The 14,068-nt window shown below is 32.8% G+C and carries 10 protein-coding genes; 3 read left to right on the plus strand and 7 right to left on the minus strand.

Features of this window, described 5'->3' with window-relative positions; translation table 11 throughout:
• Positions 1–13 precede the first annotated feature (13 nt).
• The 7 genes from AC23L6_RS00805 to panC form a co-directional block, all read right to left on the minus strand.
• Positions 14–1,642 carry a DUF4139 domain-containing protein gene (locus tag AC23L6_RS00805; RefSeq protein WP_487560391.1) on the minus strand — a complete coding sequence of 543 codons (1,629 nt, stop codon included), beginning with the start codon at positions 1,640–1,642 and terminating at the stop codon, positions 14–16.
• A 12-nt stretch (positions 1,643–1,654) separates the two neighbouring features.
• Positions 1,655–3,610 carry a transglycosylase domain-containing protein gene (locus AC23L6_RS00810; protein WP_487560392.1) on the minus strand — a complete coding sequence of 652 codons (1,956 nt, stop codon included), beginning with the start codon at positions 3,608–3,610 and terminating at the stop codon, positions 1,655–1,657.
• Positions 3,611–3,643: 33 nt separating this feature from the next.
• Entirely contained in the window at positions 3,644–5,005 is a 1,362-nt protein-coding gene (gene radA / locus AC23L6_RS00815) for a DNA repair protein RadA (RefSeq protein ID WP_487560393.1), read from the minus strand.
• 8 nt (positions 5,006–5,013) lie between these two features.
• On the minus strand, positions 5,014–6,156 hold the full coding sequence (locus tag AC23L6_RS00820; RefSeq protein ID WP_487560394.1) for an alpha/beta hydrolase: 1,143 nt from the start codon (positions 6,154–6,156) through the stop codon (positions 5,014–5,016).
• A 158-nt stretch (positions 6,157–6,314) separates the two neighbouring features.
• Positions 6,315–7,535 carry an alpha/beta hydrolase-fold protein gene (locus AC23L6_RS00825; RefSeq protein WP_487560395.1) on the minus strand — a complete coding sequence of 407 codons (1,221 nt, stop codon included), beginning with the start codon at positions 7,533–7,535 and terminating at the stop codon, positions 6,315–6,317.
• 55 nt (positions 7,536–7,590) lie between these two features.
• Positions 7,591–8,553, minus strand: coding sequence for a lysylphosphatidylglycerol synthase transmembrane domain-containing protein (locus tag AC23L6_RS00830; RefSeq protein WP_487560396.1), 963 nt, complete (start codon positions 8,551–8,553; stop codon positions 7,591–7,593).
• Positions 8,554–8,611: 58 nt separating this feature from the next.
• Positions 8,612–9,460 (minus strand): pantoate--beta-alanine ligase, encoded by an 849-nt coding sequence (panC, locus tag AC23L6_RS00835; RefSeq protein ID WP_487560397.1) that lies wholly within the window; start codon positions 9,458–9,460, stop codon positions 8,612–8,614.
• A 107-nt stretch (positions 9,461–9,567) separates the two neighbouring features.
• Here panC and AC23L6_RS00840 point away from each other — a divergent pair, with 107 nt between their 5' ends.
• From AC23L6_RS00840 to glmS, 3 genes are read left to right on the plus strand one after another with little or no spacing between them, the layout of a single operon-like run.
• Positions 9,568–10,374: a glycogen/starch synthase gene (locus AC23L6_RS00840; protein ID WP_487560398.1), complete on the plus strand. Its 807-nt coding sequence runs from the start codon at positions 9,568–9,570 to the stop codon at positions 10,372–10,374.
• 17 nt (positions 10,375–10,391) lie between these two features.
• Positions 10,392–11,957, plus strand: coding sequence for a BamH family beta-barrel-assembly machinery protein (gene bamH / locus AC23L6_RS00845; protein WP_487560399.1), 1,566 nt, complete (start codon positions 10,392–10,394; stop codon positions 11,955–11,957).
• Positions 11,958–11,960: 3 nt separating this feature from the next.
• A complete protein-coding gene (glmS, locus tag AC23L6_RS00850; RefSeq protein WP_487560400.1) occupies positions 11,961–13,805 on the plus strand; it encodes a glutamine--fructose-6-phosphate transaminase (isomerizing) in 1,845 nt (614 codons plus the stop codon).
• The last annotated feature ends 263 nt before the right edge of the window (positions 13,806–14,068 follow it).

The following is a 14,068-nucleotide window of genomic DNA, read 5'->3' on the forward strand; positions in this document are numbered from 1 at the left end:
AATTTTAAGGTTTTTATAAATTACCGATTATTTTATCTTTAGGATATTTCACTCTATAACTTATTCTGATTTTCTTGGTTTCATTTGGTTTTAATTCCAAATCCCAAGTTAGAATTCCAGTTTCTGCATTTATTTTTGCTTTATCACTTTCAAGTAATTCCACTTCAATTTCTTTTTCAGGACTTAGTGGATATTGATCTTTTAAGAGCATTTGAACGGCTTCCTTTTTATTATTTCTAATCGTGATGTCATAGGTAAAAGTTTGTTCTTTTTTTGAAGACAGGAATTTAGTCCCAGATTTTTCAACTACTTTTTCTCGCTTGATTGAAATTTTCTTATCTCTTCCCATACTCAAATTAAGGGTGTCTGACGTTTGATTAGGGTTGATAAATGTTTTTCCTACATACATACCTTCAAATATAATATTGGCTTCGCCTTGTAACAAATTGTATTTTGAATACTCTTTTAGTTCTGCAAGTAAAAAAGCTTCTTTTTCGATTCTTGGAGCGGCATAATATTTATAGGTTGCTGGCAATTTTATTTCTTTTAAAGCTACACTATGCACTTTTCCATTGGATATAATATCATAAGGGATATCAATATCAAAGGAAATATTGAGTTGGTTTTCTGAAACTGTTGTGTAATTAGAAATAGAAGATGAGTCTGCATAAATTGAATTGTCATCTAAAACAACTTCAGCTTTTGCTTCTCTTTCTTTTTTCTTAGTTCCATAACCAGTCATAACTACTTCATTTAACACATTGTTTGATTTGTATTTTAAAAACCAAGGATTCAAGGTTGGCGCTTGATTATTCTGATTTGGATTTCCGCTAGACAGAGTCAGTTTAACTTTTTTCCAATCAATTCCGGTGTTTTGAATGACTTGAGCTTTATACATCATGTTAATAGGCTCTAAAATGCTATTGGCACGCAAATCATAAAAAGGATTCCAAGCAGCATTATTACTGATGTAATTTATGTCTAAGTCTACAGTTCCAGCTACTTCATTCATGACTTGAAGAATTAATTTCCCCTTGGAGGTTTTTTCTTCGTTTTTAGTGTTGATTTCAAGTCTAGAATTTAACTTGACGAGAAGCTCATTAAGTTTTATTGCTTTTTCGTCTAAAGCATCATAAGCATTACTTATTTCGGTTCGTTTGAGTTTGTAGTAATCGACCATTTTTATCAATTCGGTTACATTTAAACCATAATTTGCTCCAGAAATCTGCTGATTTTTATCTAATAGTTCGATAGCTTTTGCCTCAGAGTCTCTGGCATTTTCTACTTTTTGAATTTCTTTTTTTACCAAATTAATGCTGTCACGCACTTTTTTAATATTGGGGTTATTTTCGTTCAATTCATATTCAGATATGTAATTAGTGGTAAACTGCACAGAAAGCACCGTCACATTTGCTGGCGCTCCAATTTGAACAGTGTTTTCATTCAAATAATCGGCTACATTTTTCACTACAATTTCACTGGTTCCTTTAGGAAGCACAACCGATGTAGTTTGAGAAAGTTCAACAGAATTAAAATAAACCGTTGCCGCTTTTACTTTGGCTGAGGTAAAAATTGGTTTTTGTGCAAAGGCGATGTTCGCTATAAATAGCAATCCGAGTATTGTGAATACAGATGTTTTCATAAGACAATAGAATTAAAAATCAAATTCTTCGATAGAAGTAGAGTCAATTTTGATGGTGTCTAAAACTTTGGTTTTAATAAATGATTTCGCGGCTCCTCTCACTTGTATTGGCATTTGATAAAGCGTATCATCAGGAACAATTATTCCGCGGCGCATCATTATGTTTTTAAGTAATCGGTCTCTGTTAATAGCGAATGATTTCAAATTTCCTTCGCTATTAAATTGGTACATGAACTTTTTAGGACTAGGAATAATATTGGCTAGATATAAGCATTCGTTTAAGGTTAGTTCAGATGGATTCTTTTCAAAATAAAAAGTTGATGCCTCTCCAATTCCATATACGTTTGGTCCCCACTCAATGATGTTAAAATAGACTTCAAGCATACGTTCTTTGCTGACAATTCTATTGTTTTCCATGATGTAAACCAATAAAATTTCTTCTAGTTTTCGCGACAGTGTTTTTTCTCTGGTTAGAAAAGCATTTTTGATCAATTGCATGCTAATGGTGCTACCACCACGAGCGAATTTTTTGGTTCTAATATTTTTTACAATCGACTGCTTGAAAGCTTCATTTATAAAACCTTTGTGAGAGAAAAACGAAGGGTCTTCCGTTGTTAATACTGATTTTCTCAAATAGGGTGAAATTTGATTTAAAGGCGTGTAATTGGGGTTTGCCGCCCCCACGAGAATAGGTCTTTGAGGAACTCCCTTGATAATAGCTCGGTATATAAATTCACCATTTAATTTGTTAAGGTTGGCTTCGCCATATTTTGTAATTTTTAAATTCTCTTTATCAAGTTTACTGTCAAAAACAATAGCATTTGGTTTATTCTTATTAAAAATGAAGTTTAGATTATAGGTGAAATTTCCAGTAGCTTCCATTCCTTCAAAATGGGTAAAAAGACCATCGGGCAGTGAAGTGATGAAATCTTGAGCTTTCATTTTTGGAATGGCAATTTTTAAAGTATAAATCTTGTCTGTTTCATTGTTGTAGGAAACGTAAGGATTGAATTTTATTGCATTCAATTGTACAGTTGAACTACTGTCAATCGCTATGAAATTTTCACCAAAAAGAAAGTTGTAGTTGAAATTTGCTTTTTTAATTACAACATCTTTACTAGCAATTTTAGGATGGTTGATGGTAAAATTTGAAATCGAGGTAAACCCGTCCAAATGTAATTCTCCACCACTCATGTCAATGTTAGAAACTTTAAATCGGATGGAATCAAAACTCGCTTTGATGTTGTATCGTTCATCAAAGTAAGGCACCTTGATTTTTCCTGTATCAATATTAAAAAATTGAAGATCTGTTTGTTTGTGTCTTGGGTCGGCTATCCCTTTTATTCTCCAATTTTGAGTAAAAGTATTGGTTTGAACAACTATTGATGATTCAAGATTTTTATCAATTAAATTTAATGTGTTAAGTTTAACAGTTGCTTTTTTGCCCATATCATTCATACGCAGGGAGAGATTTTCCATGTGCATATCGGTAGGAACTAGGTTTAATGCCCTGTTGAGTAATTTATAAGCTAGTTTAGCATAATTCGTTTTTTCTCCAGTTTCTGTTGAGTCCTTTTTTTTGGGTAAAAAAGCGTCAAAATTTTTCCCTTTTTCATTTTTAACCAATTGGATGAATCCATTTTTTGCCTGTAAACTCTCAATTTGAATGGTTCCTGTAAGTAAATTCCAAAAATCAATATGAGTTTTTATCTTTTCAATCTTAAATAAGGTATCCGCCTCTTTTGGGACAAGAAGTACATCTTCCATTTCAATACCAGTGAGACCATCGAATTTAGCTTTTTTAACAGAAAAAGCACTGTTGTAATCGCGGTCCATTTTATGAGATAGTTGAACAATTGATTTTTGTAAAAGGGCATCGCGAAAAACAAACAAACCAATGATAAGCAAGACAAAAAGCACACTAAAGGTTTTAGCTATTAGGATGAATTTTTGCTTTTTGGTTCTCATAAATCTTAATTTTTTAATCTAAAGATAGGCTATTTATCCAAACAATTCAGTTGCAACATCTTCAATTTTTGATACAAGTTTAACTTTGATAAACGTGTTTTTCAATGAAATCTTATTGTATTTAGATACAAAAATAGTAGAAAAGCCCAATTTTTCTGCTTCTTGAATACGTTGATCCACTCTATTTACGGGCCGAATTTCGCCAGAAAGACCTACTTCTCCAGCAAAACAATAGCCTTCGCCAATGGGAATATCTTCGTTTGAAGATAAAATAGCGGCGACAACAGCTAAGTCAATTGCTGGGTCATCGATAGAAATTCCGCCAGTAATATTCAAGAAAACGTCTTTGGTGCCTAGTCTAAAACCAGCGCGTTTTTCTAAAACGGCTAAAATCATGTTAAGTCTCTTGGCATTATATCCGGTGGTGCTTCGTTGAGGAGTACCATAAACCGCAGTGCTTACTAAGGCTTGGATTTCTATCATTAATGGTCGCATTCCTTCTAAAGTCGAGGCAATGGCAGTTCCAGAAAGGGTAACATCTTTATGAGAAATTAATATTTCAGAAGGATTGGAAACTTCTCGCAAACCACTTCCCAGCATTTCATAGATTCCCAATTCTGAAGTGGATCCAAATCTGTTTTTTAGCGAACGCAAAATACGATATACATGATTTCTATCGCCTTCAAATTGCAAAACTGTATCTACCATGTGTTCTAGAATTTTTGGACCTGCGATGGTTCCATCTTTGGTAATATGGCCAATTAAGATTACTGGTACATTTGTTTCTTTGGCAAATTTTATTAACTCGGCAGTAGTTTCTCTTATTTGTGAGATGCTTCCTGGCGAGGCTTCAATGTATTCTGTATGTAGGGTTTGTATAGAATCTATTATTACAATTTCGGGTTCAATTTCTTGAATTTGCTTGAAAATATTTTGTGTTTTAGTTTCGGTAAGAATGTAACAGTTATCCGTGTTTGAGGTAATTCTTTCTGCCCTCATTTTGATTTGTTTTTGACTTTCTTCCCCTGAAACATACAGTGTTTTATAGGGTAACTTTAGCGAAATCTGAAGTAGTAAGGTACTTTTACCAATTCCAGGTTCGCCTCCTAAAAGAATCAGGGAACCAGGGACGATTCCTCCTCCTAAAACTCGATTCAGTTCACTATCACGGGTATCCATTCTAACTTCTTGTGTCGAATCGATTTCATTGACTTTTAGGGGTTTGGATACTTTTTTAGTTTCTGAATTGGTAATTTTCCAACTTGATTTTTCTTCTTTTTGAATGATTTCTTCCACTATGGTATTCCATTCTTTACAGGAATTACACTGTCCTTGCCATCTAGAATATTGGGCACCACAATTTTGACAGAAAAAAGAGGTTTTTATTTTTGACATAAAAGAATTTACGGGTGTTTGAGTTCATCTGCTTTTTCAAGCATCATGTCTTTGGTTAAATCTCTTATTTCAGCTTTTGTAAAGGCATCTCTATAGGATTTAACAGCTTTTTTTACATCACCTTTCTTTTCATACATGAGTGCTAAATAATAATCACTTAACATGGATGTTGGGTAATCTCGTTTAGCTAAATCTGATAATTTTTCAAATTCATCATAAGCATTATTTTTTAATATTGCCGCCTCAATCGCTCTAAAATCGTTGATTCGAATAATCATTTTAATCCCTAAGGATTTTTTAATGGTTTCATATTTGTTGGTTAAATAATTTACGTAACCAGAAGGCATTTTAGCAATTGTATTTAAAAATTCTTTTGTTGAAATTGGACTGTATACAGAAAAAAATTGACGTAAAGCATTGGGAATGGAATGGGACACCAAAGAATAGTGATTTTCATCTTTAAAGTCATTAAAGAGATAATTTAATTTGGTATTTGGCACCACTTTTATCTCGCTATCCAATTCTTTTATTCTTGTTTGCATTCTTTTTACATCACCATCAGCGGTAGATTGATAGTAGAAAATAGGCTTACTAATATCAGTTAATCGTTCTGGAATTCTCTTTTTCATGCCGTTAACTAATGCAGGACTCATGGAAATATAGCCGTCAAATAGCGGTTGATCTTTGTATAAAAAAAAGTTTAAAAATCCAGCGGTTGTATCGTGCCCCGCTATAGCTTTGAAGGGAGCAATTCTGTATTTTTCATGTAGGTAGGGAATTAATTCAACTCCAACGAATTCAAAAAAAGAACTTCCTTGATCAATAGGTAGTCCATCGGTTTCTCCAACTGTCGAGTCAGATTCACGTTCGTCATTTTTGTTTTGACTTATTCCTACAAGAATAACTTCGGGATAATCATCCCAAAAAGCACCATAACACAATTCACCATGGAAAGGATCGAATAAGTAATCACCATCAAGCAGAAGTATTAATGGGTATTTTTTATCGGGATTTTTTTCATATGATTCGGGAAGCCCAATAATAACCTCTCTTTTTTCGCCTAATTTGAAAGAGGGATACATAATTTTTGTTACCTGTGAATATGTGTAAACCCAAAATAGAAGTGATAGGAACAAAAATATTTTCTTCATACTTTATATGTATTTGTTAAATACCCATAAAAAACATGAGCAATATAACAAATTATTTGATTCTTATTGATTTAAGCATTAAATTAAGAGGGGTTTTTAGATAATAATTGTTAGAAAACACATTGTTTACCATATCATTAAAGACATATTAATTAATGTTATTCGGATTTTTTCTCTTCTTTTGGCTCTTCAATCGCTGGTTCAACAACTTCTTTAGATTTTTGGTCTTTTGAGGGTAATTGGCCTTTTAATTCTTCTGCTTTGTTAAGCATCATGTCTTTGTTTAAATCTCCAATTTCTTCTTTTTGAAATGCATTTTGATACGATTTAATTGCTTTTTTTAAATCGTTTGTTTTTTCGTACATTAGTCCTAATTGGTAATCAGCCAACATCGATTTGGGATAATTTTTTCGGGCTAATTCAGCTAACTTTTCAAATTCTGTATACGCTTTATTTTTAAGGATTGCTGCTTCTATTGCTTTAAAATCGTTGATTCTAATGGAAGTTTTTAAATTGAGTGTTTTTTCTAAAACATCATATTTAGCAATCAAATAGTCTACGTATCCTGAGGGTAAAGTAGCGATTTTTTCTGTGAACTCATTATTTGATATGGGTTGATAAGCAGCAAAAAATTGATACAGTGCATTAGGAATTGAATACAAAACCAGAGAATAATGTGTTGAGCCTTTAAAATCATCAAATTTATAATTCAGAGTGGGCTTGTTAATTTTCTTTGTTTCGCTATCGAGTGCTTTGATTCGCTTTTGCATTTTTTTTACGTCTCCATCAGCGGTAGATTGGTAATAAAAAATTTGTTGTTGGATTAATGCTAATCGTTCAGGAATTTGTTCTTCCATACCTGGAGCTAGTTCAGGGCTAAGTGAAATGTAGGCGTTAAATAAGGGCTGGTCTTTGTAAAGGAAAAGATTCAAGAATCCAGCAGTGATATCATGTCCAGCAATAATTCGAAATGGGCTTGTTCGGTATTTTTTTTGAATATAGGGAACAAGTTCCAAGCCGATGAATTCGAAGAATTTTTCGCCTTTTTCTATAGGTAAACCAGTTGTTTCATCAACAGTACAATCGGTTTCACGTTCACTGTTTTTATTTTGACTGATTCCAACAATAATCATTTCCGGCAGATCATCCCAATAGGTTCCATAGTTTAATGCTCCTTGAAAAGGGTCAAACAAATAATCGCCGTCTAATAACACTAATAAAGGATAATTTTTTCCAGTATTTTTTTCGTAGGATGCGGGTAGACCAATGGTTATTTCTCTGTCTTCTTTTAGTCTTGATGAGGATAAAACTTCTGTGATTTTTTGTGAGAAAACAGCTGTTGATTGGATACACAAGAACAGTAAAAATAGTCTTTTCATTTTGATATAATTGGTGGTTAAGTAATAGTCAAAAACAGACTAGCAATATAATAAATTATTTGCTTCGATTAAAAACCGGCAGAAATAAAAATGAGAACGCTCCTAGAATAACAACTAACAACATTTGTGAAGACCAAACAATCCAGCCAAAAGCGTTTCCTGCCGTTTCTGCAACTGAATAAAATAAAAGTATCTTAGATAAAAGAAAGGGATAGGAACCAAAGCCGCTGTTTGTAAATGAAATCGCAATACTGCCAACTACAAATGCGGAACAGATAGCACCAATGCCAAGTGAACTTGTCTCAGGAATTACAAAAAGAGTAATGTAAAAAGTAAATAGATATGAAAACCAAATGAAAGCGGTGTGCAACATATAAAATACCTTTTTTTTCATATGAAAGATGCTTAATAGGCCTTCTTTTAATCCTGAAAATTTCTTTTTTACAATTTGAACCCATTTTGCATTGGAGAACAGGTAAATCAAAATGGCTGCAATACCTAAAAGAAGACAGATGGAGCCATAAAGTATTATTTTAAAAAGTGGAAGTTTATCTAAAATAAAAGATTTCACGATATCAAATTGTAAGAAGACAGCTAATGCCATAAATAATAAAAGCACGAACATGTCGATAATTCTCTCAGCAACGATAGATCCAAAACCCTTGTCAAAAGGAATGTTTTCGTATTTTTTCAGAATCAATGCTCTTGAGATTTCACCTGATTTTGGCACAGTTAAATTCAATAAATAACTGATATTTACTGCCATAAAGTTGTTATAGAATGAAGTAGTATACCCCATGTGTTCCAATACATATTTCCAGCGATAGGCTCTTGAAGCGTTTCCTAAAAAAGCTATGACAATACCTATGTAGATATAAGAATAATCAGCATTTTTAAAATATCCTTTTATTTCGAGAATTTGCTCAGGAGTAAATTTTTGATAGGTGTAAACAATCAAAAATACCCCCAGTAAAACGGGTAAAAGAATAGAAAGCCATTTGCCAATTTTGTTTCTCAAGAGGTTGTATGGTTATTGTATTGATTCCAGAGCATCAATTTGTATTGGTCAAAAGTAATTAATTTAAAGATATGGTGTCAATTAGCCGAACTTTGTTAATATAAACGGCTATGAAGGCTCTGTATTGTTTGTTTTTGTTTTTTCTGATACAAGGTAGCAATGTGGCTTCGTCAGCAATTTGAAAGTATTCCAATTCAACATTGGGAATATTTTTAAATTGGCGATTTACCCATTTGGAAATCATAGACGCACTTTTTGTTTCGAATTGCATTCTCGCCTTTGAAATGGTCTTGTAGATAATGCTGGCAAATTGTTTGTCTTTATCGGATAAGCGTTCGTTTCGCGAGCTCATTGCTAGCCCATTTGATTCTCTGAGAATAGGACAGCCTACAATGTTGACAGGAATGTTCAATTTTGAAACCATTTTTTTTATGATTTGCAACTGTTGAAAATCTTTTTCTCCGAAATAAGCATTCGTTGGTTTCACAATTTCAAAAAGACGTTTTACAATGGTTCCAACTCCATCAAAATGACCGGCTCTAAACTTGCCTTCCATCTGATTTTCTAATCCGTCAAAATCAAAATGCTCTGATACCGTTTTTTCTTCATAGATATCTTCAACTGCTGGCGCATAAAGAATAATATCTTCAGAGACGGTTTTAATTTTTTCGATATCGCTTTTTTGGGTTCTCGGATAGTTTAGTAAATCCTCTGAATTACTAAATTGGGTTGGATTCACAAAAATACTAATAACGGTAATGCTATTATTTTTAATAGATTCTTTCAGTAAAGATAGGTGTCCTTTGTGCAATGCGCCCATTGTGGGAACAAAGCCAATGCTGGTTTCTTGCTTTGAAATCGTTTTTAAATGGGCTATTAGTTCGACTTTTTTGTTAAAAACCAACATATCTTTACTATTGAAATGGGTGCAAACTTAAGATTTTAGTTAATAACTGCATAAAATTTTGTAAATTTGCACTGTTTTTGTTGACAATAAGTAAAGTTAATTACAATATGGAGGATAAGAGGATATTGTACGTATCATCTGAAGTGGTGCCCTATCTAGCTGAAAATGAGGTTTCTTTAATGTCTTATGATGTTCCAAAAATGATCAATGATCAAGGGGGACAAATACGAATTTTTATGCCAAGATATGGCAACATTAATGAAAGAAGACATCAATTGCATGAAGTAATTAGGTTGTCGGGTATGAATTTAGTTGTCAACGATTTAGATATGCCTTTGATTATAAAAGTAGCATCTATTCCTAAGGAACGTATACAGGTGTACTTTATAGATAACGATGAGTATTTTAAGAGAAAAGCAACTTTTACAGACGAAGAAGGTGTTTTATATGCAGATAATGATGAACGGGCAATTTTCTTTGCAAAAGGAGTAGTTGAAACAGTGAAAAAACTGAATTGGGTTCCAGATATCATTCACGTTCATGGCTGGATGGCCGCAATGTTGCCAATCTATATGAAACATTATTATAAGGATGAGGCATTGTTTGCAAATACTAAAATTGTAACTTCAGTTTACAGTCAATCTTTTGAAGGAAATCTAGACTTAGAAATGATCAACAAAGTAAAGTTTGACAACATACCACTCGAGGCTATTTCTCATTTAGAAACACCTAATTACGAGAATATTATAAAAGCGAGCATCATGCACTCAGATGCGCTAATCATAGCATCAGAGAATATGTCCCCAAGTTTAACAAAATTTATAGAGACATCAGGGAAACCTTTTTTACCTTTCACTCCGAAAGATAAATTCGCTGAGGTCTACACTAATTTTTATAAAAGCGAATTATTGTAAGTAAATTAATCTAAACTATGAACAACAATTTGTTTTATAAAAGTATTGTAATCGTTTTATCTCTTGTAATACTAACATCATGTGATTCAGGATTTAATGAAGTTGGAACCGATTTTGTTGGCGATACTAATTTTTCGTTGAGAAGTGAGACAAAACAGGTGCTTGCATTTAATCAAAGTACCGGTGTCGTTCAATCGAGTAATCTTAATGTAAATGCATTAGGGATATACAATAATCCTGCTTTTGGGACTACAACTGCAAATTTTGTAACTCAAGTACAATTGGCTAGCGTCAATCCGACCATTAATTTAGATTTAGCACCTGTAATTGATAGTGTAATTTTAAAGATTCCCTATTACAGTACAAAAATAAAGCTGAAAGAGGATGGTGTTACTGGCGAGTACGAATTAGATTCTATATACGGTCCTTCAGATTCAAAGCTTAAATTAGGAGTGTACGAGTCTGGTTATTTTATGAGAGATATTGACCCAAATACTCTAGAAGAACAGGCATATTATTCCAATCAAAATAGTCTCTTTGATTCCTACAAAGGTCAACTTTTAAATACAAGCACTTCTAACAGTGAAAATGAAGAATTTGTTTTTAGCAAAAATGAGATAAGAGAAGATACAAAGGATAGTAAGTCTGATAATGTAATAACAAGGTCAGCGCCAAGTATGAGGTTGAATCTAGATAAGAATTTTTTCCAAAACAAGATTTTTTCATCAGCGGCATCGGATAAGTTAGTGACCAATGATGTTTTTAAAAATTATTTTAGGGGATTGTATTTCAAGGTTGAAAAATCTGGAGCTTCTTCAACGCAATTGGCAATGATGAATTTCAAAGGAGGAACAATAACAGTATATTACAAAGAGAATACATCAAGTTCTAACACTACAAAGGTTAATAAAACGATAGTACTCAATTTATCAGGAAATAGTGTAAATTTGTTTCAAAACGATTATCTTACTGATTATACAAACGCAGTTAATTCTGCGAATAGTGTCGAAGGAGATAAAAAATTATATTTGAAAGGTGGTGAGGGCTCAATGGCGGTAATTAGTCTTTTTGGTGTTGATGAGTTAGAACAGCTCAGAGCAAGAAATTTGTTAATAAATGATGCTTCTCTAACGTTTACTATTGATAATAGCAACCTATCATACGAACCAAATAGGATTTATTTGTATGATTTAAATAACAAGAAACCATTAGCAGATTACTCGACAGACATTACAACTCGGTCAGCACAGAAATATAATAAATATGTGCACGGAGGAATAATTAAAATTGGGTCAGATAAAAAAGGGATTCAATACAAGATAAAATTGACAAATCATATCAGGAACCTAGTTAAAAACGATACAGTAACTAATGTCCAATTAGGTTTGGTTGTTACCGAAAATATAAATGATGTGAGTAACAAAAAAATAGCAAATCCAGTTTATTCTGGAAAAATAACAAAGATACCAACAGCATCAGTAATAAATCCATTAGGAACCATTTTATATGGTAGTAATTCTGATGTTCCTGATGACAAAAGATTGAAGTTTGAAATTTATTATACAGAACCTAAACAAAATTAAAGTATGTGTGGAATAGTAGGATATATAGGGCATAGAGAAGCTTATCCAATTATAATTAAAGGACTTAAGCGATTAGAATATAGAGGGTATGATAGTGCTGGATTAACACTATACGACGGACAAGATTTGAAACTGTCAAAGACAAAAGGTAAAGTTTCAGATTTAGAAAACATTTCAAAAGAAATTACTACTAATGGAACCATAGGAATGGGGCACACGCGTTGGGCAACACATGGAGTTCCAAACGATGTTAACTCACATCCACATTTGTCTAATTCAGGAAATTTAGCCATAATTCACAACGGAATTATTGAAAATTATGAGCCTTTGAAAAAGGAATTAATTAAGAGAGGCTATGTTTTTCATTCGGATACCGATACAGAAGTTTTAGTGAATTTAATTGAAGAAGTTCAGAAAAAAGAAAAGCTGAAGTTAGGTAAAGCCGTTCAGGTAGCTCTAAATCAAGTTGTTGGTGCATATGCAATATGTGTCTTCGACAAACAAAATCCTGATGAGATTGTTGTTGCTAGATTAGGAAGCCCACTTGCAATTGGTGTTGGAGAAGACGAATATTTTATTGCCTCAGATGCATCTCCATTTATTGAATACACTTCAAATGCAATCTATCTTGAGGATGAAGAGATGGCAATCGTAAGATTACACAAGCCTCTAAAAATTAGAAAAATTAAAGACGATACATTGGTAGACCCTTACGTTCAGGAGTTGCAAATGAATTTAGAGCAAATAGAGAAAGGTGGTTACGACCATTTTATGCTCAAAGAAATTTATGAACAACCCAATGTTATTAAAGATACTTATAGAGGAAGACTCCATGCAAATCAAGGGCTTATCCAAATGGCTGGAGTTGAAGATAATTTAGAAAAATTCCTCAATGCCGATAGAATATTAATAGTAGCTTGTGGAACTTCATGGCACGCTGGTTTGGTTGCCGAATATATCATAGAAGAGTTTACAAGAATACCTGTTGAAGTTGAATACGCTTCTGAATTTAGATACAGAAATCCAATTATCAACAAAAATGATGTGGTTATTGCCATTTCTCAATCAGGAGAAACAGCAGATTCACTTGCTGCAATAAAATTAGCCAAAGAGAAAGGTGCATTTGTTTTTGGTGTTTGTAATGTTGTAGGATCTTCTATTTCAAGAGAGACTCATGCGGGTGCCTATACGCACGCTGGGCCAGAAATTGGAGTGGCTTCTACAAAAGCATTTACGACACAAATTACCGTTTTAACAATGATTGCTTTGCGTTTAGCTAAGGCAAAAGGAACACTTTCAAATTCAGATTTTCACAGATATTTACAAGAATTAGAAATTATTCCTGAAAAAGTAGCTGAAGCATTGTTGACTAATGATAAAGCAAAAGAAATCGCAGCAAAATTCAAAGACGCACCAAATTGCTTGTATTTAGGGAGAGGGTATAATTTTCCAGTTGCATTAGAAGGAGCTCTAAAATTAAAAGAGATATCCTACATACATGCAGAAGGATATCCAGCTGCAGAAATGAAACACGGTCCAATTGCTCTAATCGACGAGCACATGCCTGTTATAGTAATTGCACCTAAACAAGGTCATTACGATAAAGTTGTAAGTAATATTCAAGAAATTAAATCTAGAAGCGGAAAAATTATCGCTGTAGTTACAAAAGGAGATGTGCAAGTTCGCGAATTAGCCGACTACATCATTGAAATTCCAGATACATCGGATGCTTTATCTCCATTGTTAACCACAATTCCATTACAATTATTGTCTTACCACATTGCTGTAATGAGAGGTTGTAATGTAGATCAGCCAAGAAACTTGGCAAAATCTGTTACGGTCGAATAAATAAACATTTCAAGAAAAGCAAAAAAGCGAGATTTTAAATCTCGCTTTTTTTTATGGTTTTTTTAAATATTTACGATTTTTAATAGGCAAGCATAGTATTTTTTTATAATTTATACAGAAATACTAAATAAAGTTTAAATAAAATCAATATATCAAATAATCATATATTTTATCGAATAATTGTCATAAGCGAAATATAATTACTCTTTTTTTATTAATATCAAAAATAGTTGTACTTTGGTATCATAAACCAAAAAATATAA

It is taken from the genome of Flavobacterium sp. R1_16 (genome assembly GCF_057652095.1).